The organism is Allokutzneria albata (assembly GCF_900103775.1).
Lineage (GTDB): Bacteria > Actinomycetota > Actinomycetes > Mycobacteriales > Pseudonocardiaceae > Allokutzneria > Allokutzneria albata.
In genome coordinates, this window is record NZ_LT629701.1 from 3,513,919 (window position 1) to 3,539,625 (window position 25,707).

Consider the following 25,707-nt stretch of genomic DNA (forward strand, 5'->3'; position numbering starts at 1 on the left):
TGTCGCCGTGATTCTGCCCTGCGGGTCCGACGTCAGCGCTTGCGGGCGAGTGTGACGCCGTCGCGCACCGGCAGCATCACGGAGTCCACCCGGTCGTCAGCCATGACGATCTCGTTCATCCGCCGCATCGCGATGTCACCCTCGTCGGTGGCGTTCGGGTCGAGCGCGCCGCCGCCGCGGAAGACGTTGTCCAGCACGATCAGCCCGCCCCGGCGCAGCCGCGGCACCAGCTCGGCGTAGTAGTCGGGGTAGCCGACCTTGTCCGCGTCGACGAAGGCCATGTCCAGCACGGGATCGGCCGGCAGCGAGCGCAGCGTCTCCAGCGCGGGCGCGATCCGCAGCTCGATCCGGTCGGCGAGCCCGGCGCGCTCCCAGTAGCCGCGCGCGATCGCGGTCCACTCCTCGCTGACGTCGCAGGCCAGCAGGTGCCCGTCCGCGGGCATGCCGCGCGCGATGCAGATCGAGGAGTAGCCGGTGAAGACGCCGACCTCGACAACGCGGCGCGCGCCGATCAGCCGGGTCAGCATGGTCAGGAACTCGCCCTCGTCGTGCGAGATCTGCATCCGCGCGGCGTCGGGCAGCTTGGTCCTGGTCTCCTCGGCCAGCTCGCGCAGCAGATCGTCGGCGGGGGTGCAGTTCTCCAGCAGGTAGTCGCTGACGGCAGGGGCAAGGATCTCCACGGACGTCCTCCAGGGCAGGGTAAGTGTCGACTATCCTAGATGCTTGATCACACAACATGCGAGGTACGGGTCCGTGGAGCGGAAACCGCTGGTGCTGAGTTCGCCGGAGCAGTTCAAGGCGCTCGGCCACCCCCTCCGGCACCGCATGGTGATCATGCTGCGGCAACGCCCGGCCACGCTGGCCCAGCTGGCGGCGGCGCTCGGCCCGACGAAGGGCACGATCGGCTACCACGTCGGCGTGCTCCAGGAGGCGGGTCTGGTGCGCGTGGCAGGCACGCGGCGGGTGCGCGGCGGGACGGAGCAGTACTACGAACCGGCCGGTGACGGGCTGGTGGTCGGCGCCGACGCCGAGCCGGGAGCGGGTGCCCGCGTGATGATCAGCACCGCCTTGTCCGAGCTGCTGCCGGGCGAGCCGTCGGCGACGCGGCTGCGGCACCTGCGGCTCACGCCGGAGCGCGCGGGCGAGCTGGCCAGGCGGCTCGGCGAGTGGGCCGAGGAGGGCACGCTGCCCGACGATCCGGATGGGCAGGCGTACACGCTGCTGCTGAGCCTGCACCGGGCCGACATCCCCGCGCTTCCGCCGGAAGATCGTTGAACGCGCAATTGTTAGGGTGGCCCATGTGCATGTCGAGGTGACGCCGCTTCCGGGGATCGGCACCCGCCAGGACTTCCAGACCCGTTCCGGACGCCGGATCGGCATCGTCAGCTACCGGGACGGCCGGTACGACCTGATCGTCTCCAAGACCGACGACCCCGACGCGTGCGTGGCGTCGATACCGCTGAGCCCGGAGGAGATCAGCACGCTGGCGAACCTGCTCGGCGCTCCGCAGCTGGTCAACCACCTGGAGCGGCAGCACGCCGAGGTCAGCGGGATCTCCACGGCCCAGCTGCCGATCGCCCCCGGTTCCCCGTTCGACGGGCGCACCCTGGGCGACACCGAGCTGCGCACCCGCACCGGCGTGTCCGTCGTCGCCGTGATGCGCGCGGCGACCGCCCACCCCTCGCCCACACCGGACTTCCGATTCGCCGGTGGTGACCTGCTCGTCGTGGTGGGTACCCCGGACGGGATCGGCAAGGCCGCCGAGCGACTCGACAGAGGCTGAGGGGCCGCGCATGCACAACGTCGCGCTGTCCCTCATCGAACTCGGCGCCGTCTTCTTCGGGCTGGGCCTGCTCGGCAGGCTGGCGTGGAAGATCGGGATCTCGCCCATTCCCCTGTACCTGGTCGGCGGCCTGGCCTTCGGGCACGGCGGCGTGCTGCCGCTGGACGGCATCGAGGGCTTCACCGAGCTCTCCGCGGAGCTGGGCGTCGTCCTGCTGCTGCTCTTACTGGGCCTGGAGTACTCGGCCGCCGAGCTGGTCACCGGCCTGCGCCGGTCGTGGTCGGCCGGGCTGATCGACCTGGTGCTCAACGCGCTGCCCGGCGCGGTCGTGGCGCTGATGCTGGGCTGGGGGCCGATCGGCGCGCTGGTGATGGCGGGCGTCACCTACATCTCGTCCTCCGGCATCGTCGCCAAGGTGCTCGGCGACCTGGGCCGGCTCGGTAACCGGGAGACCCCGGTCATCCTGTCGGTGCTGGTCTTCGAGGACCTCGCGATGGCCGTCTACCTGCCGATCCTGACCGCGCTGCTGGCCGGGGTGAGCTTCGTCGGCGGTCTGACCACCGTCGGCATCGCGCTCGTCACCGTCACCGTGGTGCTCGTGGTCGCGCTGCGGTTCGGCCGGTTCGTCTCGGCGCTGGTGGACTCCCCCGAGCCCGAGGTGTTCCTGCTCCGCGTCCTCGGCGCCGCGCTGCTCGTCGCGGGCGTCGCCTCGCAGCTGCAGGTCTCGGCCGCGGTCGGCGCGTTCCTGCTCGGCATCGCGATCTCCGGCTCCACCGCGGAGAACGCCACCAGGCTCCTCGAACCGCTGCGCGACCTGTTCGCCGCGGTGTTCTTCGTGGTGTTCGGCCTCAACACCGATCCGAAGGCGATCCCGCCGGTGCTCGGTGTGGCGATCGCGCTCGCCCTGGTCACCACCGCCACCAAGATGCTCACCGGGTGGTTCGCCGCGAAGCTGCAGGGCATCGCCCGCCTCGGCAGGCTGCGCGCGGGCGCGGCGCTGGTGGCGCGCGGGGAGTTCTCCATCGTCATCGCGGGCCTCGCCGTCGCCAGCGGCGCGGTGGACCAGGGGCTCGCCCCGCTCGCGACGGCCTACGTGCTCCTGATGGCGGTCTTCGGCCCGGTCGCCGCACGCGTGGTCGAGCCCATGGCCCGGTGGGCGTGGTCGCTGCGCCAGCGCCGCTTGGCCGGCGCCGAGTCCTGACGCCCGCGCTTGCGCACTGAATGAGTCATTGGGGTACTTGAACGCACCGAATGACTCATTCAGTGCGCAACCCTGCCCCGGCGTCCCGCATCGTGGGTCGTGGTGACCGCGATGGGGGAAGATGCGGGCATGCGTGCTGTCACTGCGTTGTTCGCCGCCGTGCTCGTCGTGGTGGCGGGGTGTGCTCCCGTCGAGGAGCAGGCACCCGCCGCCTCCGGCCCCGCCACCCCCGGGGTCGGCGAGTGCGCCAAGACCGCCATGAAGACCAGGACCCCGGGCAAGTTCACGTTCGGCACCGACCAGCCGGTGTACGAGCCGTGGTTCTCCGGCGACGACCCGGCCAACGGCAAGGGGTTCGAGTCCGCGGTCGCCTACGCCGTCGCGGGCAAGCTCGGCTACGCCAAGGCCGAGGTGGACTGGGTGCGGGTGCCGTTCAACGCGGCCATCCAGCCGGGGCCGAAGTCCTTCGACGCCAACCTCAACGAGTTCTCGATCACCGAGGACCGGCGCAAGGCGGTCGACTTCTCCAGCCCGTACTACGACGTGACCCAGGCCGTCGTCGCCTTCAAGAGCTCCCCGGCCGCGAAGGCCACCACGGTCGCCGCGCTCAAGGAGTTCAAGCTCGGCGCGCAGGTCGGCACCACCAGCTACGACGCGGCGGCCAAGCAGGTGCAGCCGACGCAGCAGGTGGCGGTCTACAACACCAACGACGACGCCAAGCAGGCGCTGCGCAACAACCAGGTGCAGGCGATCGTGGTCGACCTGGCGACCGCGTTCTACATCACCTCGGCCGAGCTGCCGGACGCGGTGATCGTCGGCCAGCTCCCGGCCGGCGGCGGCAAGGTCGAGCAGTTCGGCATCGTGCTGGACAAGGGCAGCTCGCTGACGCGCTGCGTGTCGGCGGCCGTCGACGCGCTGCGCGCGGACGGCACCCTGGCCAAGACCGAGCAGCAGTGGCTGGCCGAAGCGGGCAAGGCGCCCAAGCTCACGTGAGCGCGCCCAGCCAACTCCAACTGGAGCGCTTGGCGTACAAGCGTTCCCGCGCGCGAAGGTCCACAGTGGTCGCACTGGCGTCCACTGTGGTCTTCGCGGTCGCCGCGTGGTTGACGATCACCAACGCGCCCGGCTGGCCACGCGTGCAGGCGTCCTTCTTCGACTGGGAGACGGCGAAGAAGTCGTTGCCCGCGTTGCTGGACGGCTTGTGGCTCAACGTCCGCGTGCTCGTCGTGTGCGGGATCCTGATCCTCGTCATCGGTCTGGCGGTCGCCGCCGTGCGCACGCTGCGCGGGCCGGTGTGGTTCCCGCTGCGGGCGCTGGCCACCGCCTACGTCGACCTGTTCCGCGGGCTTCCGCTGATCATCTGCCTGTACCTGATCGGGTTCGGTCTTCCGGGACTGCGGCTGAACGGCATCCCCAACGATCCGGTCGTGCTCGGCTCGATCGCGCTGGTGCTCGTCTACTCCGCCTACGTCGCCGAGGTCTTCCGGGCGGGCATCGAGTCGGTCCACCCCTCGCAGCTGGCTTCGGCGCGCTCGCTCGGGCTGACCCACGCGCAGACGATGCGGATCGTCGTGCTGCCGCAGGCGGTCCGGCGCGTGCTGCCGCCGCTGCTCAACGACTTCGTCGCGTTCCAGAAGGACTGCGGGCTGATCTCCGTGCTGGGCGCGGTGGACGCGGTGCGGGCGGCGCAGATCGAGTCGGCCAGTTCCTACAACTTCACCCCGTACGTGGTGGCGGGGCTGCTGTTCGTGGTGCTCGCGGTGCCCTCCAGCCGGTTGGCGGACTGGGTGTCCCGGCGCGCGGCGCGGCGGCAGAACGCGGGAGGCCCCGGTGCTTGAGGTCCGCAACCTGGTGAAGCGCTACGGCACGCACCTCGTGCTCGACGGCGTCGACCTCGACGTCGCCGAGCACGAGGTCGTCGTGCTCATCGGTTCTTCCGGTTCCGGCAAGTCCACGCTGCTCAAGTGCGTGAACCTGCTGGAGGAGATCGACGACGGCCGGATCGTGCTGGACGGGGTGGACATCTCCGACCCGCGCACGAACCCCGACCACGCGCGGCGCGGCATGGGCATCGTCTTCCAGGCGTTCAACCTGTTCCCGCACCTGAACGTGCTCGACAACGTGATGCTCGCGCCGAAGGTCGTGCACAAGGTGCCCGAGGAGCAGGCCCGCGACCGCGCGATGGAGCTGCTGGCGAAGGTCGGCCTCGCGGAGAAGGCGACGGCCTATCCGGACCGGCTCTCCGGTGGCCAGCAGCAGCGGGTGGCGATCGCGCGTGCGCTGGCCTACGACCCGAAGCTGTTGCTGCTGGACGAGATCACCAGCGCACTGGACCCGGAACTGGTCGGCGAGGTGCTGACGCTCGTGCGCGAGCTGGCCGCGAGCGGGACCACCCTGCTGATGGCCACGCACGAGATGGGCTTCGCCAAGCAGGTCGCCGACCGGGTGTGCTTCCTCGACGGCGGCGCGCTGATCGAGTCCGGTCCGCCGTCCCAGATCCTGGAAAGCCCGGAACACCCTCGCACGCAACAGTTTCTTTCGCGGATCATCCAGGCTGGACGGTTGTAGCGAACGCAACAAGTGCCGAATCGGGCTCGGGGGTGCAGGATCGCAGCGTGGCTTTCCTATCGTGAGGCATTCGTACAGCGAGGAGGCTCCGTTGACTCCAATTCAGCCGCCGGGCCCCGACATCCTCCGCTGGCCGGGGCTGGCCGCTCCCCCGCCCAACCCGCTGCGGGCGGGCATCGCCGAGCGGCTGTTCCGGCACGCGGTGCGGACGCTGCCGATCCAGGTGCGGCTGCCGGGCGGGCAGCTGCTCGGCGCGGGTGGCCCGGACTCGCCGGTGATGCGGATCCTGCGGCCCGCGACCTTCTTCCACCGCCTCGGCCTGGACTCCAAGATCGGTTTCGGGGAGTCCTACATGGCCGGGGACTGGACCAGCAGCAGGCTCGCCGACGTGCTCACCCCGTTCGCGCGGCGGATGGCGACGCTCGTTCCCAAGCCCCTGCAAGCCTTCCGCCGTGCGGTGGACCGGCCGCAGCCGTCCGCGGAGCGCAACACCGTCGACGGCGCGCGGGAGAACATCCACCGGCACTACGACCTGTCCAACGACCTGTTCGCCACGTTCCTCGACGAGACGATGACGTACTCGTCGGCGTGGTTCACCCCGGCCTCCTCCGACCTCGCCGAGGCGCAACGCCGCAAGATCGACGGCATCCTGGACTACGCGGGGGTGCGCAGGGGCACGCGCATGCTGGAGATCGGCACCGGCTGGGGCGAGCTGGCGATCCGGGCGGCCCAGCGCGGCGCCGAGGTGACCTCGCTGACCATCTCGGCTGAGCAGAAGTCGTTGGCGGAGCAGCGGATCAGCGCGGCGGGCGTCAACGACAAGATCCGGGTGCAGCTGCGCGACTACCGGCACGCTGAGGGCCGCTACGACGCGATCGTCTCCGTCGAGATGATCGAGGCGGTCGGCCGCGAGTACTGGCCGACGTACTTCGGCGCGCTGGACCGGCTGCTGGTGCCGGGCGGGCGGATCGGCCTGCAGGCCATCACGATGCCGCACGATCGCATGCTCGCGACGCGGCGGACGTACACGTGGATCCACAAGTACGTCTTCCCCGGCGGGCTGCTGCCCTCGCTGCGCGCGATCGAGGACAACCTCGCGCGGACCGGTTTGCGGCTGGTGGAACAGCGGTCGCTCGGCCCGCACTACGCGCAGACCTTGCGCGAGTGGCGGGACCGGTTCACCGCGCGCTGGAAGCAGGTCGCCGATCTCGGCTTCGACTCCACGTTCCGGCGGATGTGGGAGTTCTACCTCGCCTACTGCGAGGCCGGGTTCCGCGCCCGCTACATCGACGTGTGGCAGCTGGGGATCACCAAGGCCGCGTAGGCGGAAAGCCCGGCCGTCACGGGGAACGGCCGGGCGCGCCGGGGGTCAGATCTTGACGAGCATCTTGCCGGTGTTGGCGCCCCGCATCAGGTCGATGAAGGCGGTCGGCGCGTTCTCCAGGCCCTCGACGACGGTCTCCCGCGCGACGAGCTTGCCCTCGGCCAGCCAGCCGCCGACCTCCGCGAAGAACTGCTCCTTGAGGTCGCCGTACTCGGCGACGATGAAGCCGCGCAGGTTCATGCCCTTGGTGATCGCGTTGAACAGGTTGCGCGGGGCGACGACCTCGTTCTTCTCGTTGTACTGGGAGATCGCGCCGCACAGCGCGAACCGCGCGCCCTGGTTGGCGACGCTGAGCGCGGCCTCCAGGTGCTCGCCGGCCACGTTGTCGAAGTAGACGTCGATGCCCTCCGGCGCGGCCTTCTCCAGCTGCTCCAGCACGGGGCCGTCCTTGTAGTTGAACGCCTCGTCGAAGCCCAGGTCGTCCTTCAGGTGCGCCACCTTCTCCGCGCTGCCCGCCGAGCCGATCACCTTCGCGGCGCCGCGCAGCTTGGCGATCTGGCCGACCAGCGAGCCGACCGCGCCCGCTGCCCCGGAGACGAACACCACGTCGCCCTCGCGGAAGTCCGCCGCCTTGAGCAGGCCCGCGTAGGCGGTCAGGCCCGGCATGCCCAGCACGCCGAGGAAAACACCGTACGCGCCCCCAGCCAGTCCTGGGTCGACCTTGACCGCGTTCCCGGCGTCGACGACCGCGAACTCCCGCCAGCCGAGGCCGTGCAGCACGACGTCGCCCACCGCCAGATCGGGTGACTCCGACGCGATGACCTCGCCGACCGCGCCGCCTTCGAGCGCCGTGCCGACCTCGAACGGCGGGATGTAGGACTTCGTGTCGTTCATCCGGCCGCGCATGTAGGGGTCCACGCTCATCACCAGGTTGCGCACCAGCACCTGACCTGCGCCGACGGCGGGCACCGCGGCCCTGGTGATGGTGAAGTTCTCCGAGGTGGGCCAGCCCTCGGGGCGGGAGGCCAGCCGGATCTCGACACCGTCTGCCGGAAGGGTCATCACGCGCTCCTCAAAAATATGTCATCGACTGACAAAAAACATACCATGACAGCTTCGGGTCCGCGAGGTGGCACAATCGTGGGGTGACCACCGAGCCGGGACTGCGCGAGCGGAAGAAGCGGCGCACCCGCGCGGCACTGACCGACGCCGCCCTGGAGCTGTTCTCCGCCAAGGGTTACGACGCCACCAGGGTGGAGGAGATCTCCGCCGCGGTGGAGATCTCGCCGCGCACGTTCTTCCGCTACTTCGACGGCAAGGAGGAGGTGGCCCTCGGCCAGCTCTCCGCGATGGACGAGGACGCGATCACCGCGCTCGCCACCCGTCCGGCCGGCGAGGCGCCGCTGGCCGCGCTGCGCGCCGCGCACACCGCGATGCTCGACCGGCTCTACGCCGAGGAGGGCGGGCCGCAGCGGTTCAGCGCCACCCACCGGCTGATCGACAGCAGCCCCACCCTGCTGGCCGCCTCGCTGCGCCGCGCCGCCGCGACCGAGGACCGGCTCGCGCTGATCATCGCGGAGCGGCAGGACACCGACGCGAGCACGGACATGCGCTGCCACCTGCTGGTCCGCCTCGTCTTCACCAGCGCGCGGCTCGGCGTGGAGACCGCGTGCAGGCGGGGCGCGAACTGCGATCCCGACCAGCTGCGCGCCACCGTCGACACCGCGATCCGCCTGGCCACCGCGGGCCTGCCCGCCGAGTGGTCCGACTGGGTGTGAGCACCCCCGGCGGTGTCAGGCGGACAGCGACGGGATGGGCGTGGTGGGGAGATCGGGTGCGGTGGTGGCGGGAAGGGTGAGCCGGAACGCGGCACCCCGGTGACCCGTCGGAGGCTCGACGCAGGCGAGGTCCCCGCCGTGGGCGCGCGCGATGCCCTTGGCGATGGACAGGCCGAGACCGGCCCCCGCCTTGCCCGAGGTGCGCGCGGTGTCCAGCCGGACGAGGCGGTTGAAGATCCGCTCGCGCTCCGCGGGCGGCACCCCGGGACCGTCGTCGAGCACCATCAGCTCCACGTGCTGCGGGAAGCGGGTGACCCGGACCCGCACGTTGCCCTCGGCCGAGGCGTGCCTGCGGGCGTTGTCCAGCAGGTTGCCCACCACCTGCCCCAGGCGCAGCGGGTCCGCGGCGACCACCGGGTCCTCGCCCTCGACCGCCACGTGCAGCGACGGGGCGAGCAGGCTCAGCCGCTCCACTTCGGACTCGACCAGCCCGAGCAGGTGCACCGCCTCGAACCGCAGCTCCAGGCCCGCGTCGATCTGCGCGAGCGAGAGCAGGTCCTCCACCAGTCGGGTCGCCCGGCGGGCCTCGCGCACCATCATCACCTGCATGCGCTCGACGTCCTCCTGCCCGGCGCCGGGACCGAGGCGCACCAGCGTCTCCGCCGCCGCCTGTACCCCGGCCAGCGGCGTGCGCAGCTCGTGGGCGGCGTCGGCGACGAAACGGCGGGTCTGCTGCTCCGAGGCGCGCGCGTGCGCCTCCGCCCCCTCCAGCGCGTCGAGCATCTGGTCGAAGGCCACGGCGGTCCGGCCCAGTTCGGTGTTCGTGCGGACCGGGGCGAGACGCCTGCCGCGGTCGCCGAGCGCGATCGAGCGGGACAGCCCCGCCATCACCTCCAGCGGCCGCAGCGCCAGCCGGATCGTCACGACCAGCACGATCGCGGTCAGCCCGAGGGTGCCGAGGCCCACCAGCAGCAGCACGTTGCGCAGGCGGTTCTGCGCGGGCTCCGGGGAGTCGGTCAGCAGGATGACGCTGAAGCCGTTGCCGACGGGCTTCTCCAGCTGGACGGTGCCGCCGAGCTCGCTGATCGAGTCGACCTCGCCGTTGTAGTTGAACAGCTTGCGGTCCGGCCTGCGCACGACCACCGTCACGCCGCCGAAGCTGTACTTCGCGGAGAAGTCGGTCGGGTGCACGATGCGACCCTTGGCGGCGCGCTCGACCTGCGCCAGCTTGGCCTCCACCTTGCGGTCGAGCTCGCGCTCGGACTGCAGCTGGAACGCGGTCTGCACGGTGAAGGCCATCGCCAGCAACGCGACGCCGATGACCAGGATCACCATCATGGTGACCCGTCTGCGCAGCGAGAACGTGCGCAGCCCGACGTTGCGCGTGCTCACGACTCGTCTGCCCGCAGCACGTACCCGAGGCCGCGCACGGTGTGCAGCAGGCGCGGGCCGTACACCTCCAGCTTCCGCCGCAGCGCGCTCACGTGGACCTCCACCAGGTTCGGGTCGTAGTCGTCGTAGCCCCAGACACCGGTGAGGATCTGGGTCTTGCTGACCACCCGCCCGCGCTGCGCGGCCAGGTAGCCCAGCAGCCGCAGCTCGGTCGCCGTCACCTCGATCTGCTCGCCGCCGCGCAGCACCACGCCCGAGTCGGCGTCGATCACCAGGTCGGCGACCTGCACGACGGACGGCACCCGGCGCAACCTGCGCAGCACCGCGCCGATCCGGGCGACCAGCTCCTCCAGCTCGAAGGGCTTGACCACGTAGTCGTCCGCGCCGCTGTGCAGCCCGCGCAGCCGGTCGCTCACCGCGTCCCGCGCGGTCAGCAGCACCACGCCCGCCTCGCTGCGCCGCCGCACGACCTCCAGCAGCGTGAAGCCGTCGCGGCCCGGCAGCATCACGTCGAGCACCACGAGGTCGGGGCGGAACTGCTGCAGTTCCTCCTCCAGCGCGGACCCGTCGGGGTGCCCGGCCACCGCGTAGCCGGCGTCGGCGAGCGCGGCGAGGACCGCGATCCGGATCGTCTCCGCGTCCTCGACGACGAGGACCCTGGCTGGCTCGCTCACCGGGCCATTCTCCCGGCTCAGGCTGAAGAGTCGCTGAAAGACCGCCGCGACACGCCTCACCGCGCCGCCGCGTGCGCGACGCTGCTCGGCATGGACAACCAAGCACAAAGCAGGAAGCGCCGCGCCGTGCTGGGCGCGGGCATTGTGCTCACGCTCAGCCTGGGCACCGTCGGCGGCATCGCGCTCGCACAGGGCTCCGACCCCGTCGCCGTGCACGCGGAAGCCAAGCCCGGCAAGCACGAGAAGGCCAAGCGGCCGGTCGCCATCGGCACCGTCGCCGCTGTCGGCCAGGGCACCCTCAAGATCACCAAGGACGGGGGCGGCGAACTGTCGCTGACCACCGACAACGCCACGAAGGTCCGCGGCATGCGCACGCTCGGCGACTTCAAGGCCGGGCAGCGGGTCACCGTGACCCACAAGGACGGCAAGGCGCTGGCCGTGGTGCTGACCCGCGCGCACGCGAAGGGCACCGTCACGGCGCTCAACGGGCAGCGGGCCACGCTCGTGACCGCGGGCGGCCTGGCGCAGACGCTCGACCTGACCGCGGTGACCGAGAAGCCCAAGGTCGGTGACGTGGTGGCGGCCACCGGCACGGCGGTCGAGTCCGGCGCCGTCCTCAAGGTCGAACGGCTCCGCCAGCTCCCGAAATGAGAGCGTTTCCAAGCAGGTAGAAGCGCTAAGCTACTTTCGTTCAGTACGGACGGAAGGCGGCGAGGCGTGCGGCGTTCGGCAGCACCACCCACCCTGGAGGACGTCGCGCTCCGGGCCGGGGTGTCCAGGGCGACGGTCTCCCGCGTGATCAACAACCAGCCGCGGGTCAGCCCGGAGACCGCCGCGGTGGTGCTCGCCGCCGCGGCCGAGCTGGGCTACACGCCGAACGCCGCCGCCCGCTCCCTGGTCACCCGGCGCACCGGCGCGATCGCGGTGGTGCTCTCCGAACCCGAGAGCATGATCTTCGACGACCCGTTCTTCGCCGCCGTGGTGCGCACCGCCTGCCACGAGCTGGCCCGCCACCAGCAGCAGATGGCGCTGCTGCTGGCGCACCGCCCCGAGCAGGCCGAGCGGGTGGAGCGGTTCCTGCGCGCCGGGCACGTCGACGGCGCGCTGATGTTCAGCCCGCACCGCGACGACCCGCTGCCCGGCCAGGTCCGGCGGCTGCCCATGCCCGTGGTCTTCGGCGGGCGCCCGTGGCTGCCGGAGGACGGGCTGCACATCGTCGACGCCGACAACCTGGGCGGTGCCGAGCTGGCCACGCGGCACCTCGTCGAGCGCGGCCGCGGCAACACCGTCACGATCACCGGGCCGCTGGACCACCGGGCCGCCGTGGACCGCCTCGAAGGATGGCGGCGGGTCACCGGAGCCGACGAGGCCGCGGTCCGCTCGCGCAGCGCCGAGGGCGACTTCACCAGGGCCGGTGGGGAGCGCGCCATGACCGAGCTGCTCGCCCGCGTGCCCGACCTCGACGGCGTGTTCGCGGCGAGCGACCACATGGCCGTCGGCGCCCTGTCCGCACTCCGGCGGGCCGGCCGGGCGGTGCCCCGCGACGTGTCCGTGGTCAGCTTCGACGACCACCCCTCGATCGCCGCGGCCGCCCATCCCGCACTGACCGCGGTGCGTCAGGACCCGATCGGGATGGTCGCGGAGATGGTCGCCGACCTGCACGCCCTGCTGGACGGCGAGGACCTCGCCCCGCACTGCCGCTTCCTCCCCGCCACCCTCACCGAACGCGCCTCGGCGTAGGACGGGCGCGGTTCACCGCATCGGGGGCTTCGCGGGTGTGGGTCGTGCGCGTCCGCCGGGCGGAGCGACTCGGCTGGGCAGAATGCCGCCGTGTCTCTCCCCCGACCCCGACCCGATCGGCGCGCGCTGTTGCTCGGCGCGGGTGCAAGCGCGCTGGGAGCGCTGGTCGCCTGCTCCGCCCCGCCGCGTCCCCCAGCTCCCGTCGCCGCGACCGAGCCGCTGGACGCGGTCCGCGCGAACGGCCCCCGCCAGGCGGGCATCGCCGATCCGCCCATCGCCCAACGCCACTGTGATCTGTCCATTTGGGACACACGGGACGCGAAGGACCACCCTGCCGACCTGCTCAGGCGGTGGAGCGCGCTGATCCCGGCACTGGCGAGCGGCCAGGCACCGGCGCTCGGCGGGCTGGCTCCGAGCGCGCTCACCGTCACGGTCGGCATCGGTCCCCGCCTGGTCGCGGCGGTCGACCCGAAGCTGCCGGGGGCGCAGGACCTGCCGGCCTTCGCCGACGAGCAGATCGGCGAACGGCACCGCGGCGGCGACCTGATGCTCCAGGTCTGCGCGAGCGATCCGCTCGTGGTGTCGCTCGCGGTCGGCGAGCTGAGCAGGGTCGCGGCGCTGCGCCCGCGCTGGCGGCAGACGGCCTTCCGAGGCCCCTCGCGCGCGGACGGGGCGGCGCGCAACATGCTCGGCTTCGTGGACGGGATCGTGGTCCCGCGCGGCGACCGCGAACTGGACCGCGAGGTCTGGCTTGACGGACCGGAAAGAGTTCGCGGAGGCACGATCGCGGTGGTCCGGCGAATGCGACTGGACGCCAACGCCTTCCTCGCCCTGCCGATCGCCGAACAGGAACGGATCTTCGGCCGCCGCCGCGACTCGGCGGAACCGCTCTCCGGCGGCGGGCCGGACGCGGAGGTGGACCTGGGCGCGAAGACCGCGGACGGCCAGTACCAGGTGCCCGCCGACTCGCACGTGCGCCGGGCCCACCCGCTCACCAGCGGATCGGGCGTCATGCTGCGCCGGTCCTACAGCTTCGACGACGGCCCGGACGACCGCGGCCTGCTGTTCATCTCGTTCCAGCGCGAGCTGCGCACCTTCGTGGCGACGCAGCACCGCCTGGACGAGGGCGACCGGTTGATGCGCTTCGCCACCACCACGGCCTCCGGCACCTTCCTGGTGCTGCCCGGCCTCCCGCTCGACCGCTTCTTCGCATGAAAGAACCGGGGGCGCGATCCGCGCCCCCGGTCCTCATCAGAACTGCTTAGCTCTCCCGCCTGCACCTCCTCGTGAAGAGCAGCAGCAGACCGCCACCGGCCAGCGACAGCAGGCCGAGGACCAGCAGCCACCCCGTGTCCACACCGGTGTCCGCGAGCTTGCCGGTCTTCACCGGCGTGCTCCCCGAACCCGAACCGGAGCCGGCAGGCGGGGTCAGACCCGCGTCCACCGTCAGCACCTCGCGGTCGGTCGGGCCGACCGCCACCGGCTTGGAGCAGCCCGTGGTCTGGTCCGCGTCGGAGTCGGTCGCCGGGTCGCCGACCCAGGGCTTGGTGAACTTGTGCCCGGTCAGCGCCTCGGGCAGCGAGCCCACCGCGAAGCACACCGTGTAGCTGCCGTCGCGCACCCCGTCGAAGAGGTACTTGCCATCGGCGTCGGTGGTGACCTTCGCGATCTCCTTGCCCTCGGTGTCCTTCAGCACCACGGTCACATCGGCGGCACCGGGCTCGCCCGTGTCCTGCACGCCGTTGCGGTTGCGGTCCACCCACACGGTGTCACCGATCCGGTTGCCCGGCTCGACGATTCCGATGTCGATGTTCAGGTTCTCCCGCTTGCCCGGCCCCACGGTGACCGGAGCGCACCCGGTCGCGGGGTCGGCGTCGGAGTCCTTCGCGTCGTCACCGGCCGAGGCCTTGGTGAGCATGTAGCCGGAGTACTTGGTGGGCAACGACTTCAGGTCGACGCACACCTCGTAGCTGCCGTCCGGCACGTCGGTGAAGACGTACTTGCCGTCCGGCCCGGTCTTCACCGTGACCTCCTTGCCGCTCGGGTCGCGCAGCACCACCGGCACGTCCGGGACACCGGGCTCGCCCGGGTCCTGCACGCCGTTGCGGTTGGTGTCGACCCACACGAAGTCGCCGATCTTGTTCGGCGGAGCGACCACCCCGGCGTCCACCGTCAGGTTCTCCCGCTTGCCCGGGCCCACGGTGACCGGCGCGCCGCACCGGGTCGCGGGATCGGCGTCGGAGTCCTTCGCGGTGTCCCCGGCCTTGGCCTTGGTCAGGACCATGTCCCCGGCGGTTCCGAAGCAGACCTGGTACGAGCCGTCCGGCACGCCCTCGACGAGGTACTTGCCGTCGGGTCCCGTCGTGGTCTTGGCGACCTCGGTGCCCTTGTCGTCCTTCACCGTCACGGTCACACCGGGAACACCGGGCTCGCCCGGGTCCTGGAGGCCGTTCTTGTTGGCGTCGTTCCAGACGAAGTCACCGATGCGGTTCACCGGAGGCGCGAGACCGGCGTCGACGGTCAGGTCCTCCCGCTTGTCGCCGCCGAGCTTGACCGGCTTGGAGCACCCGGTCGCCGGGTCGGCGTCGGAGTCCGTACCGGCGTCGCCCGCGGTCGGCTTGGTGAACTGCAGATCACCGGTTGCGGTGAAGCAGACGGCGAAGGTGCCGTCCGGCAGCTTGTCGAACAGGTACTTGCCGTCCGGGCCCGTCGTGGTCTTGCCGACCTCGGCGCCCTTGTCGTCCTTCACGACCACGGTGACGTTCGGGACACCGGGCTCGCCCGGATCCTGGACACCGTTGCGGTTGGTGTCGTTCCACACCAGGTCACCCAGCTTGTTGGGCGGAGTGACCAGACCCGCGTCCAGCGTCAGGTCCTGGCGCTTGCCCGGGCCCACGGTGACCGGCGTCGTGCAGCCCGTCGCCGGGTCGGCGTCGGAGTCGGACCCCGAGTCGCCCGCCTTGGACTTGGTGAACTTCAAGTCCGCGGTAGCGGTGAAGCAGACCTTGTAGGTGCCGTCGGCCATGCCCTCGAAGAGGTACTTGCCGTTCTTGTCGGTCGTGGTCTTCGCGACCTCGGTGCCGTCCTCCTTCTGCAGCGACACGGAGACACCGGGCACGCCGGGCTCGTCGTCGGTCTGGAGGCCGTCCTTGTTCGAGTCGATCCACACCAGGTCGCCGATGCGGTTCACCGGAGGCGCGAAGCCCGCGTCGACCGTCAGGTCCTCCCGCTTGCCGGGGCCGAGGGTGACCGGCTCTGTGCATCCGGTCGCCGGGTCGGCGTCGGAGTCCTTGCCCGCGTCGCCCGCGTTGGCCTTCGTCAGCTGGAGATCGCCCGTCGCGGTGAAGCAGACCGTGAACGTGCCGTCCGGCAGCTTGTCGAACAGGTACTTGCCGTCCGGACCCGTCGTGGTCTTGCCGGCCTCGGTGCCCTTGTCGTCCTTCACCGTGACGGTCACACCGGGCACACCCGGCTCGCCCGGATCCTGGACACCGTTGCGGTTGGTGTCGTTCCACACCAGGTCACCAAGCTTGTTGGGCGGGCTCACGATGCCCGCGTCAACAGTCAGGTTCTCCCGCGCACCGGGGCCGACCGTGATCGGCGTGGTGCACCCGGTCGCCGGGTCCGCGTCGGAGTCGCTGCCGTCGTCACCCGCGTTGGGCGTCGTCGGCGTGGAGCCCGCGTAGTCGGCCGGGAGCGCCTTCAGGTCGAAGCAGACCTTGTACGAGCCGTCCGGCACGCCCTCGACGAGGTACTTGCCGTCCGGACCCGTCGTGGCCTTGCCGACCTCGGTGCCGTCCGGCTTCTGGACCGACACGGTGACGCCGGGGACACCCGGCTCGCCGTCGTCCTGGAGGCCGTTCTTGTTGGTGTCGCTCCACACCAGGTCACCGATGCGGTTCACCGGCGGGACCAGGCCCGCGTCGAGGGTCAGGTTCTCCCGCTTGCCCGGGCCGAGCGTGACCGGCGTCGAGCACCCGGTCGCCGGGTCGGCGTCGGAGTTCATCCCGGCGTCGCCCGCGTTCGGCTTGGTGAACTGGAGATCGCCGACCGCGGCGAAGCACACGGTGAACGTGCCGTCCGGCAGATTGTTCACTGTGTACTTGCCGTCCGGACCCGTCGTGGTCTTGCCGACCTCGGTGCCCTTGTCGTCCTTGACGGTCACCGGAACGTTCGGCACCCCGGGCTCACCCGGGTCCTGCAGACCGTTCTTGTTGGTGTCGTTCCAGACGAAGTCACCGAGCTTGTTCGGCGGGCTCACGATGCCCGCGTCCACGGTCAGGTTCTCCCGTGCACCCGGACCGACCGTCACCGGCGTCGTGCACCCCGTCGCCGGGTCGGCGTCGGAGTCCTTCGCGTCGTCACCCGCGTTCGCCTTGGTGGCCAGGTAACCCGCGTAGTCACCGGGGAGCGACTTCAGCGCGAAGCAGACCTTGTACGAACCGTCCGGCACACCCTCGACGAGGTACTTGCCGTCCGGACCCGTCGTGGCCTTGCCGACCTCGGTCCCGTCGTCCTTCTGCACGGACACCGGCACCCCGGGCACGCCCGGCTCACCGTCGTCCTGCAACCCGTTCTTGTTGCGGTCCAACCACACCAGGTCACCGATCCGGTTCACCGGAGGCGCGAAGCCCGCGTCGACCGTCAGGTCTTCGCGCTTGCCAGCGCCCAGCGGCACGGCCGGAGAGCATCCGGTTGCCGGGTCGATGTTGGAGTCCTTCGCCGCGTCACCCGCGTTCGGCTTGGTGACCTGGAGATCACCGGGAGCCGCGAAGCACACCGTGAAGGTGCCGTCCGGCAGCTTGTCGAACAGGTACTTGCCGTCCGGACCGGTCGTGGTCTTGCCGACCTCGGTGCCCTTGTCGTCCCTCACCGTCACGGTCACACCGGGGATGCCGGGCTCGCCCGGGTCCTGGAGGCCGTTCTTGTTGGTGTCGTTCCAGACGAAGTCACCGAGCTTGTTCGGCGGGCTCACGATGCCCGCGTCCACGGTCAGGTTCGACCGCGCGCCAGGTCCGACCGTCACCGGCGCGGAGCACCCGGTCGCCGCGTCGGCGTCGGAGTCCTTCGCGTCGTCACCGGCGTTCGCGGTGGTCGGCGTGTACCCGGCGTAGTCGGCCGGCAACGCGTTCAGCGCGAAGCAGACCTTGTACGAACCGTCCGGCATGCCCTCGAAGAGGTACGTGCCGTTCGCATCCGTGGTGGTCTTGGAGACCTCCGCACCGTCCGCCTTCTGCAGCGTCACCGAGACACCCGGGACGCCCTTCTCACCCTCGTCCTGCAGACCGTTCTTGTTGGTGTCACTCCACACCAGATCACCGATGCGGTTCACCGGCGGGGACAGACCCGCGTCAACGGTCAGGTCCTCGGGCTTGTCGGCGTTGAGCGTCACCGGCGTCGAGCAACCTGTGCCCGGGTCGGCGTTGGAGTCCTTCGCCGCGTCGCCCGCGGAGGGCTTGGTGAACTGCAGATCACCAGGAGCCGTGAAGCAGACGGTGAAGGTGCCGTCCGGCAGCTTGTCGAACAGGTACTTGCCGTCCGGACCCGTGGTCGTCTTGCCGACCTCGGTGCCCTTGTCGTCCTTCACCGTCACCGGAACGTTCGGCACGCCGGGCTCGCCCGGGTCCTGCAGACCGTTCTTGTTGGTGTCGTTCCAGACGAAGTCACCGAGCTTGTTCGGCGGGCGCAGACCCGCGTCCAGCGTCAGGTCCTCGCGCCTGTCCGGCCCCAAGGTCGTCGGGGCGGAACACTTCGTCGCGGGATCGGCGTCGGAGTCCTTGCCGTCGTCGCCGGCGTTGGCCTTCGTCAGCTGGTACCCCGCGTACTGACCGGCGAGCGCGCTGAGGTCGAAGCAGACCTTCACCGGGCCGTCGGGCAGCGGCGTGATGCGGTACTTGCCGTCCGGCCCGGTCGTGGCCGGAGACCCGAGCGGCGTGCCGTCCGGGCGCTGCGCGGTGACCTTCACCCCGGGCACGCCCGGCTCACCGTCGTCCTGGACGCCGTTGCGGTTGTTGTCGGCCCACACCAGGTCACCGACGGAGTTCGGCGGGCTGCCCACCACACCCGCGTCGACGGTGTTGACGACCGAACCGGCCTTGCCCAGCTCGACCTTGGCGGTGCCGGTCGGGTCGACGTCGGAGTCGACACTGCGGCTGGGCCCGGCCTCCTTCGCGGTCCACGCCAACGAGGAGACGGGTGGTTTGCCCGGCAGGCTGCCGGTGTTCACGCCGGAGTAGTCGAACTTCAGCGTGTAGCAGGTGCTGGGCTTCACCCCGTCCGCGGCGTTGAAGTAGTACTCGCCCTTGGCGTTCGTGGTCTTCGTGGCCAGCGCGGCCCCACCGGCGCACGGCAGCAGCTGCACCTTCACACCGGGGAGCGCGGGCTCGCCGCCCTCCTGCACACCGTCGCTGTCGGTGTCGAACCAGACCCGGTTGCCGATCTGCACCGGGGCCAGGTCGCACAGCGCTTCGAGGTCCGCGAGGCCGTTGGACTTGGAGAAGCCCTCGCTGCCGTAGTCGCCGATCTCGTAACCGTTGGTGCGGTCCGGGTTGGCCATGTTGCCGTTGGTCCGGTCGAACCAGCCGACACCACCGGAGTTGATGTCGATCGGGTCCATCACGGTCGAGGGCATCCGCTGCTGCTGGAGCAACAGCGCGAGACCGCCCTGCGCCGTCTCGTTGTGCGAGTTGCGGTCACCCCGCTTGAGGAACTCGCCGGGGTAGTACTCCTTGACCGCGTCGGTCTGACCGCCGCCGCTCGCGGTGACGCTGTTGTTGTTCTTGCAGGAGCCGGTGCCCTCCCACTCGTAGGAGTTCCCCTTGCGGCAGGCCCGGTTCACGTCACCGCCCGACATGCCGTTGTAGAGCGGCTTCGGGTTGGTCGAGCCGTTCGGCGCGGACGCGGCGGCCGCCGTCTGGTCGCCCCAGCGATCGCGGAAGCCCAGCACCATGTCGCCGTTGGCCTCGATCTCGATGTCGGAGAGCATCGGCGAGGGGTAGGTGACGTTCATGGCGTCCGGGTTGCCCGACTGGTGCATGTTGGCGTCGGTGAGCGCCCACTTGTCGGTCCACGGGTACCACTTGTTGCTGCCGGGGTTGGAGATGAACGCGGTGCCCCGCTCGAAGGTCAGTGCCTTGGTCAGCACGGTGGCGAACGCGCCTGCCTTGAACGTCTGCACGACGGCCTTCACGTCGGCCTGCTTGTTCGTCGACTGTCCACTGCAGACACCGCCGACGTAGACGACGCCGTCCCGCACACCGAGGCCGAACGGCCGCCAGTCCCCCGCCGCTGCGCAGCCGGGGTTGGGGATCGCGTAGGACGCCTTGGGGGCGCTCGCGGTGGCCTGGCGCGCGTCGTAGACGTAGAGCTTGCGGTCGCCGAGGTTGACGACGTAGAGCTCGGAACCGTCTTCGGACAGGTCCAGGTCGCCGAGCCCCTGCTTGCCGGGAACCGCGAAGAACGGCCCGTCGTGGTGCTCGGACATCTTGTGCGCCGTGCTGCCCGCACCCGGGATCGTCGCGAAGAGCGTGGTCTTGTTCGTCGCCCGGTCGGTCACGTAGATCGCACCAGCGCCGTTGGGCCCGTACGCGGCGAGTCGCTTGGCGTAGGCACCGGAGAAGATCCGCTTGTCCTCGCGCTGGTACGCGAGGCCGTACACGGTGCCGGTCTGCGTCTGCGTCGCCGCCTTGACCGGCGCCGTCGTGCCCCGGTTGCTCGCCGGGAAGGTGACCAGGGACCGAGCGGCCGGGTCCTCCTTGGCCAGCCGCGGGTTGCGCTGGCAGGCGGTGGCCATCGTGGGGTTGGCCTGGCAGTAGTCCGCCGGGTTCCACACGCCCATGGTCAGCGAGACGTTCTTGCCGCCGGAGACGTCGACGAACTCCGTGAGGCTGGACAGGTTCCCGCCCGCGGGCGCGGGCTGGAGGTAGGACATGGCGGCGGGGATCTCCGCCTCGACCCGGTACTTGCCGCCGGAGACGGCGCCGAGGTTGACCGCGACGGTGCCGTTGGCCGCCGTGGTGCCCTTGGCCGTGGTGCCGTTCGGCGCGGTGACGGTGACCGGGATCCCGGCGACGCCGACTTCGAGCGCGGCCTCGTAGGAACCATTTCCGTTCACGTCGCGGACGACCCGGACGGTGAGCGTTCCGTCCCCGGTCCCGGCTTCACCCGGTGGCGCGTTCACCAGACCCACCGCATTACTCGCGACTATGGCGAATACCAGCGCTATCAGCGACGACCGTTTCACGCGCATCTCCCGGCCTACTTATCCCGGATACGACAGTCCTTTATGGACGCCACGATTATGCATAGGGAGATCAGTTTCCGCCGCGCGTGAAACCACACCTTCAGGCGATTCATTTCGCGCCTTTTCGACACGGAGCGGCAGGGCCGTTCACCCGCTTCCGCCACCCGGTTCCCCCGTGTGCCCCGGGCAAGCCGGACACGGAGTGTGAAGAGCCTCAGCGGGGGCCAGGCGTGGTCCTGCCCGAACGGGGCGGCGTGCTCCGGGTCGAGCCCCCGACGGGTGAGGAGGAGGGGGTGGGCGAGGTGGTCGTGGGAATCGGGGTGGTGGTGCGCGGCGGGATCGACGGCCGCCGGATCGGCCTGCCGGGCGGGATCGACGACGTGGTCGGCGACGGGCTCGTGGTGGGCGTGAGCGGCGCGCACGGGGCCGGCGTCGTGCTCGGTGCGGAAGCGGTGGTGGAGGTCGGCGTGGTGGTCGTCGGCCGCCGCGGGCCGCTGGTGGCGGGCACGGGGCACGGCGGCAGCGGGGCGGGCGGAGCCGGGGGCGCGCTGGTGGTCGTCGGAGCGGGTGCCGGCGCGGGCGGCGCGGGGCGGACGCGTTGCTGCACCAGCGGCGGCAGCTCGGGCAGCGGAGCGATGCCCAGCGAGTACCCCACGGCGAGACCGAGCACCTTGCTGACGTAGGCGTTGGAGTGGTTGTAGCGGAACACCGCGGTCACGAGCTGCTCGGGTTCTCGCAGGTCAAGACCGCCGGAGCAGAGGTAGCGGCCCGCGGAGAGCGCGGCGTCGTGGATGTTGTGCGGATCGGCGATCCCGTCGCCGTTGCCGTCGACGCCGTAGCGGGCCCAGGTGCCGGGGATGAACTGCATCGGCCCGACCGCGCGGTCCCAGACCGGGTCGCCGTCGAGCCTGCCGCCGTCGGTGTCGGTGATCGCCGCCATGCCCGGTGCCCCCGACAGCACGGGGCCGAGGATGGGCACCGGGGTGGTGCCGTGCAGGTCGACGCGCCCCCGCGCGTGGTTGGACTCGACCTTGCCGATGCCCGCGAGGTAGGACCAGTGCAGCCCGCAGCCGGGCATGGTCCTGGCGAGGGCGCGGTCGGCGCGGAGGTAGGCGTCAAGCACGGGGCCGGGAATGCCGTAGCCGATATCGCGCAGCGGGTCGTACGGGGCGTCCTCCCAGGGCGCTTCGGCCGTGGCGGTCTCGGTCAGGTCGGGTCCGGTGCGCAGCGCGTCCACGAGCTGCTGGCTGATCTCGTCCGAGTCCGGCGCGACGAGGTCACCGAGCGTGCCCGTCAGCTCGTGCACCTCCGCGACCGCGCGTATCGGCTCGGGGACGTACTGCGCCCGCGCGGATCCAAATGCCAATGGCACCACGAGCGCGGTAATGGTCACGGAGAGCGCGACGCGGGCTGCCTTTCGACCGGAAGCGAGTGCGTACTGAGCCACAGCCACCCTTTCACCCGATGGACCGCACAGCAACTCTCGACCACGCCAGCATTCACGGCGCCGATGTATTTGTCGCGGCGAATCCCCGAAAAGGGGAACCGGAAAAACGGGTCAGCCGGTGAGCGGGGCGAGTGCGGTGATCGGCGCTCCGCCCGGCACGAGGTCGACGACCGCGGGTTCCTGGTTCTCGCCCATCCGCGCCTGCACCCGGTGCAGCCTGCCGTCGCCGTCCACCCAGTACTTCAGCCGCGACCCGCCGCCGGAGGCCCTCGGCCCCTCGAAGACGTCCACCCGCTTGCCGCGCACGTCCTCCGAGCCCACCCAGCGCGCCGTGCTCTGCTGGAGCAGCTGGGCGTTCTCCGGCCGATCCGAGCCGAGGTTGAGCACCAGCCGCAGCACACCGTCCAGTTCGGACCCGCTGGTCTGCATCGGCCGCAGCTGCCAGCCTTCCACCGGCGGCGGGTCGACGGGTGCGGCGGAACGCGTGCCGTTGAACGCCACCTTCCCCAGGCTCCACTGGAGCAGCCCCGCCGAGGCGTCGTCGTCACGGCCCTCGGTGCGCAGCGTCGCGTAGCCGACGTGCTCGGCGACGTCCACCCGCCCGTCCAGCACCAGCGCGCCACCGGGCGCGGGCACGCGAGCCCGCACACCGAGGATCTTCGCCTCGTACGCGGTGTAGCGGATCATCGCCAGCCGCTCCGCCTCCACTGCGGACAGTGGGCGCGGCTCGGCGGTGCAGCCGGACAGGAGCGCGACCGCCACGAGGGCAGCCAGGGCCCGGCGCCTCATGGCCGCACGCCCGCGCGGTCGGCGAACAAGTTCAGCGGCGGAACGCCGTAGCCGGTGAGGTCGACCGGGCCGGTCCTCGGCTTGGGCGGCTCGGTCATGTTGGGCTGCAGCGGCGGTCTGGCCACCGTGCGGAACGCGATCCCACGTGGCGCGGACATGCGCGGCATCGGCGCCCCTGCGCCTTCGAAGCACTCCGACGGGGCCGGGCGGATCGTGGTCAGCGTGTTCTCCCGGAGGCAGTTGCCCCGCCCCCTCGCCCGCTCGGACGCGGCGTAGACGAAGTCGAACCCGTTGTCCTCCAGGAGATTCCCGCTGATCGTGTTGTCGATCGGCGGCAGGTCCTCCGACGAGGAGAGCACGAGCCCGGCCGCGGGGTTGCCGACGACGCGGTTGTGCGCGACGTGGTTGCGGGTACCACCGGCGATCCCGATGCCCAGCCCGAACCCGCCGTCCGCCTGCGCCGGGCTCGCCGGTTCCGCGTTGTAGCCGACCAGGTTGCCCACGATTGTGGCGTCCTCCTGCGGCACCAGGGCTTCCAGGTAGTCCGAATTGGACGTCAGCCCGACGCGGTTGCCGACGAAGCGGTTGCCCAGCACGTACATCCCACCGGAGGCGTTGGTGCCCTCGTAGCCTACGGCGTTGCGCTCGGCCACGTTCCCGCGCACCACGATGTCGCAGGGCTTGCACTGGCCGACGTAGATCCCGGAGTCCGCGCTGCCGGAGGCGTAGCTGTGCTCGATCACCCCGGAGCGCGAGTTGAACGCGTAGATCCCGTACAGCGCGTTGTTGCTCGCGGTGACGTGCGAGATGTGGAAACCGTTGAGCGGCGGGAACTTCGCGGTGTCCAGCCGGGTGTAGCCGGTGCTGCCGCGGGCCACCCCGCCCGCCTCGTCGGACATGCCGGTGACCAGCACGCCGTTGAGGGTGTGGTCCCGCACGGTGAGGTTCTGCACGGTGACCCCGGGCGCGGTCACCACCACGCCGTTGGCCCTGCGCACCTCGCCGTCGATGACCACCTCGTTGCGGTCGGTGCCGCGCAGGGTGATCCTCGGCGTGCGGATCAGCACGCTTTCCCGGTAGACCCCGGGGGAGACGAGCACCAGGCCGCCCTCGCGCACGGCGGTGACGGCCTGGGAGATCGTGGGAGCGTCGGCGGGGACCCGCACGAGGGCGGCGGTGGCGGAGGGCGCGCTGGAAGCGGTGGCGCACCCCGTGGCCACCAGCATCAGCGCGGCCCCCACCAGGGCTCGCAGGGAGGGAGCAGGCTGCACAGCGTCGGGAGCTTAGGCGCACTCTCCCCGCCCCACCCCCCGGAACACCGCTTCGAGCGCACCCCCCACTCGTTCGAGCTACCGCGAGGGCACCGCGTTGGCGCGGACGATCTCGGCGAACAGGCGCGCGGAGTCCTTCAGGGTGCGCTTCTGCGTCTCGAAGTCCACGTGCACCAGGCCGAAGCGCTGGCGGTAGCCGAAGGCCCACTCGAAGTTGTCCAGCAGCGACCACGCCAGGTAGCCCCGCACGTTCGCGCCCGCGCTCACCGCCTCGTGCACGGCGCGCAGGTGCTCGACGAGGTAGGTGCGGCGGCCGGTGTCGTGCACGCGCCCCTCCTCTGTCACCACGTCGTCGAACGCCGAGCCGTTCTCGGTCACCAGCAGCGGCAGTGTCGGAGCCTGTTCGCTCAGCCACACCAACAGATCCCGCAGCGCGGCGGGCTCCTGCTCCCACCCGATGCCGGTCAGTGGTCCCCGCGGCGGCAGCACCTCAACGCCGCGCAGTCCGGGCAGGTGGCTCACCGGCTCGTGGTCGGGCTCGGCCGGAGCGACCCGCGTCGGGCTGTAGTAGTTCACGCCCAGCCAGTCCAGCGGCGCGGAGATGATCTCCAGGTCGCCCTTCCGGACCACCGCGTCCAGCGCGCCGAGGTGCGCGATGTCGGCGAGCACGTCCGCGGGGTACTCGCCGCGCAGCACCGGGTCGAGGAAGATCCGGTTCTGCAGCCCGTCGGCCTTGCGCTGCGCCTCGCGATGGGCGTCGTCGTCGTGGTCGATGCGCATCGGGGAGAAGTTGAGCACCAAGGAGAACTTGTGGTTCGCCGACGCCTGCGCGCGCATCGCCTGGGTGGCGAGCCCGTGCCCGAGAAGCAGGTGGTGCAGCGCGCGCAACGCCCGAACCGGGTCGGTCTCCCCCGGCGCGTGCACACCGCTGAAGTAGCCAAGGTACGCCGAGCAGAACGGCTCGTTCAGCGTGGTCCACTCGGCCACGCGGTCGCCGAGGTGCTGGTGCACGACGGTGGCGTAGTCGGCGAACCGCTCGGCGGTGTCGCGAACGGCCCAACCACCGTTGTCCTGCAAGGCTTGCGGCAGGTCCCAGTGGTAGAGCGTCGGCAGCGGCTGGATGCCCGCTTCGAGCAGCGTGTCGACCAGCCGGTCGTAGAAGGCCAGTCCCGCGCGGTTGATCGTGCTGGAGCCGGTGGGCTGCACGCGCGGCCACGCGATGGAGAACCGGTAAGCGGGCAGGCCGAGCTCGCGCATCAGCGCGATGTCCTCGGGGTAGCGGTGGTAGTGGTCGCAGGCGATGTCGCCGGTGTCCCCGCCGTCCACCTTCCCCGGAGTGGCCGCGAAGGTGTCCCAGATGGACGGTCCTCGTCCGTCCACTGTGGATGCACCCTCGATCTGGTAGGACGAGGTCGCGCTCCCCCACAGGAAACCGGGAGGAAACCGTAATTGCGACGTCTCCACCCGGACCGGATCGGTCGTGGTCATGATGATCCCC

20 protein-coding genes are annotated in these 25,707 nt (G+C 71.0%); 11 read left to right on the forward strand and 9 right to left on the reverse strand.

Features of this window, described 5'->3' with window-relative positions; all coding sequences use genetic code 11:
* Positions 1 to 32: 32 nt before the first annotated feature.
* Positions 33 to 680 (reverse strand): O-methyltransferase, encoded by a 648-nt coding sequence (locus BLT28_RS15950; protein WP_030431412.1) that lies wholly within the window; start codon positions 678 to 680, stop codon positions 33 to 35.
* 73 nt (positions 681 to 753) lie between these two features.
* On the opposite strand from BLT28_RS15950, the gene BLT28_RS15955 reads away from it, so the two are divergent.
* The 7 genes from BLT28_RS15955 to BLT28_RS15980 all read left to right on the forward strand — a co-directional run bounded on the left by BLT28_RS15955 (position 754) and on the right by BLT28_RS15980 (position 6,876).
* The gene (locus tag BLT28_RS15955; RefSeq protein WP_043812782.1) at positions 754 to 1,275 is read left to right on the forward strand and encodes a winged helix-turn-helix domain-containing protein; all 522 of its coding nucleotides are present in this window, start codon (positions 754 to 756) and stop codon (positions 1,273 to 1,275) included.
* Positions 1,276 to 1,300: 25 nt separating this feature from the next.
* The gene (locus BLT28_RS15960) at positions 1,301 to 1,783 is read left to right on the forward strand and encodes a cation:proton antiporter regulatory subunit (protein ID WP_030431414.1); all 483 of its coding nucleotides are present in this window, start codon (positions 1,301 to 1,303) and stop codon (positions 1,781 to 1,783) included.
* Between the two features lie 10 nt (positions 1,784 to 1,793).
* Positions 1,794 to 2,984, forward strand: coding sequence for a cation:proton antiporter (locus tag BLT28_RS15965; RefSeq protein WP_030431415.1), 1,191 nt, complete (start codon positions 1,794 to 1,796; stop codon positions 2,982 to 2,984).
* 129 nt (positions 2,985 to 3,113) lie between these two features.
* A complete protein-coding gene (locus BLT28_RS41995; RefSeq protein WP_030431416.1) occupies positions 3,114 to 3,977 on the forward strand; it encodes an ABC transporter substrate-binding protein in 864 nt (287 codons plus the stop codon).
* The gene (locus BLT28_RS42000) at positions 3,974 to 4,822 is read left to right on the forward strand and encodes an amino acid ABC transporter permease (RefSeq protein ID WP_030431417.1); all 849 of its coding nucleotides are present in this window, start codon (positions 3,974 to 3,976) and stop codon (positions 4,820 to 4,822) included. Before BLT28_RS41995 ends, BLT28_RS42000 begins: the two co-directional genes overlap by 4 nt.
* On the forward strand, positions 4,815 to 5,552 hold the full coding sequence (locus BLT28_RS15975; protein ID WP_030431418.1) for an amino acid ABC transporter ATP-binding protein: 738 nt from the start codon (positions 4,815 to 4,817) through the stop codon (positions 5,550 to 5,552). The genes BLT28_RS42000 and BLT28_RS15975 overlap by 8 nt, the downstream gene beginning before the upstream one ends.
* Before the next feature lie 91 nt (positions 5,553 to 5,643).
* On the forward strand, positions 5,644 to 6,876 hold the full coding sequence (locus BLT28_RS15980; protein WP_043812788.1) for an SAM-dependent methyltransferase: 1,233 nt from the start codon (positions 5,644 to 5,646) through the stop codon (positions 6,874 to 6,876).
* A gap of 45 nt (positions 6,877 to 6,921) precedes the next feature.
* Here the strand turns inward: BLT28_RS15980 and BLT28_RS15985 are convergent, their stop codons facing one another.
* Positions 6,922 to 7,938: an NADP-dependent oxidoreductase gene (locus BLT28_RS15985; RefSeq protein WP_030431420.1), complete on the reverse strand. Its 1,017-nt coding sequence runs from the start codon at positions 7,936 to 7,938 to the stop codon at positions 6,922 to 6,924.
* A gap of 83 nt (positions 7,939 to 8,021) precedes the next feature.
* Between BLT28_RS15985 and BLT28_RS15990 the strand changes: the two genes are divergently transcribed.
* The gene (locus BLT28_RS15990; RefSeq protein WP_043812790.1) at positions 8,022 to 8,654 is read left to right on the forward strand and encodes a TetR/AcrR family transcriptional regulator; all 633 of its coding nucleotides are present in this window, start codon (positions 8,022 to 8,024) and stop codon (positions 8,652 to 8,654) included.
* Between the two features lie 15 nt (positions 8,655 to 8,669).
* Here BLT28_RS15990 and BLT28_RS15995 read toward each other — a convergent pair whose 3' ends face one another.
* A complete protein-coding gene (locus tag BLT28_RS15995) occupies positions 8,670 to 10,046 on the reverse strand; it encodes a sensor histidine kinase (RefSeq protein WP_052407695.1) in 1,377 nt (458 codons plus the stop codon).
* The gene (locus tag BLT28_RS16000; protein ID WP_030431423.1) at positions 10,043 to 10,720 is read right to left on the reverse strand and encodes a response regulator transcription factor; all 678 of its coding nucleotides are present in this window, start codon (positions 10,718 to 10,720) and stop codon (positions 10,043 to 10,045) included. The genes BLT28_RS15995 and BLT28_RS16000 overlap by 4 nt, the downstream gene beginning before the upstream one ends.
* Before the next feature lie 90 nt (positions 10,721 to 10,810).
* Between BLT28_RS16000 and BLT28_RS16005 the strand changes: the two genes are divergently transcribed.
* The 3 genes from BLT28_RS16005 (at position 10,811) to BLT28_RS16015 (ending at position 13,675) form a co-directional block, all read left to right on the forward strand.
* Entirely contained in the window at positions 10,811 to 11,371 is a 561-nt protein-coding gene (locus BLT28_RS16005; protein WP_156051260.1) for a hypothetical protein, read from the forward strand.
* Between the two features lie 66 nt (positions 11,372 to 11,437).
* Positions 11,438 to 12,460, forward strand: a complete 1,023-nt coding sequence (locus BLT28_RS16010) for a LacI family DNA-binding transcriptional regulator (RefSeq protein ID WP_030431425.1) — start codon at positions 11,438 to 11,440, stop codon at positions 12,458 to 12,460.
* Between the two features lie 90 nt (positions 12,461 to 12,550).
* Entirely contained in the window at positions 12,551 to 13,675 is a 1,125-nt protein-coding gene (locus BLT28_RS16015; protein WP_030431426.1) for a Dyp-type peroxidase, read from the forward strand.
* Positions 13,676 to 13,721: 46 nt separating this feature from the next.
* Here BLT28_RS16015 and BLT28_RS16020 read toward each other — a convergent pair whose 3' ends face one another.
* The 5 genes from BLT28_RS16020 to BLT28_RS16040 all read right to left on the reverse strand — a co-directional run bounded on the left by BLT28_RS16020 (position 13,722) and on the right by BLT28_RS16040 (position 25,697).
* A complete protein-coding gene (locus tag BLT28_RS16020; protein ID WP_156051262.1) occupies positions 13,722 to 20,639 on the reverse strand; it encodes an SdrD B-like domain-containing protein in 6,918 nt (2,305 codons plus the stop codon).
* A 277-nt stretch (positions 20,640 to 20,916) separates the two neighbouring features.
* A complete protein-coding gene (locus BLT28_RS16025; protein WP_231950800.1) occupies positions 20,917 to 22,074 on the reverse strand; it encodes a lytic transglycosylase domain-containing protein in 1,158 nt (385 codons plus the stop codon).
* Between the two features lie 186 nt (positions 22,075 to 22,260).
* Entirely contained in the window at positions 22,261 to 22,938 is a 678-nt protein-coding gene (locus tag BLT28_RS16030) for a hypothetical protein (protein WP_030431429.1), read from the reverse strand.
* On the reverse strand, positions 22,935 to 24,209 hold the full coding sequence (locus BLT28_RS16035; protein ID WP_231950801.1) for a right-handed parallel beta-helix repeat-containing protein: 1,275 nt from the start codon (positions 24,207 to 24,209) through the stop codon (positions 22,935 to 22,937). Before BLT28_RS16035 ends, BLT28_RS16030 begins: the two co-directional genes overlap by 4 nt.
* A gap of 78 nt (positions 24,210 to 24,287) precedes the next feature.
* Complete coding sequence (locus BLT28_RS16040) at positions 24,288 to 25,697, reverse strand: GH1 family beta-glucosidase (protein WP_052407697.1); 1,410 nt, start codon at positions 25,695 to 25,697, stop codon at positions 24,288 to 24,290.
* Between the last annotated feature and the right edge of the window lie 10 nt (positions 25,698 to 25,707).

Coding starts and splice junctions, on each gene's coding strand:
- BLT28_RS16030 (WP_030431429.1), bottom strand. CDS start 22,938: ATGAGGCGCCGGGCCCTGGCTGCCCTCGTGGCGGTCGCGCTCCTGTCC.
- BLT28_RS16040 (WP_052407697.1), bottom strand. CDS start 25,697: ATGACCACGACCGATCCGGTCCGGGTGGAGACGTCGCAATTACGGTTT.
- BLT28_RS15965 (WP_030431415.1), top strand. CDS start 1,794: ATGCACAACGTCGCGCTGTCCCTCATCGAACTCGGCGCCGTCTTCTTC.
- BLT28_RS15985 (WP_030431420.1), bottom strand. CDS start 7,938: ATGACCCTTCCGGCAGACGGTGTCGAGATCCGGCTGGCCTCCCGCCCC.
- BLT28_RS41995 (WP_030431416.1), top strand. CDS start 3,114: ATGCGTGCTGTCACTGCGTTGTTCGCCGCCGTGCTCGTCGTGGTGGCG.
- BLT28_RS16005 (WP_156051260.1), top strand. CDS start 10,811: ATGGACAACCAAGCACAAAGCAGGAAGCGCCGCGCCGTGCTGGGCGCG.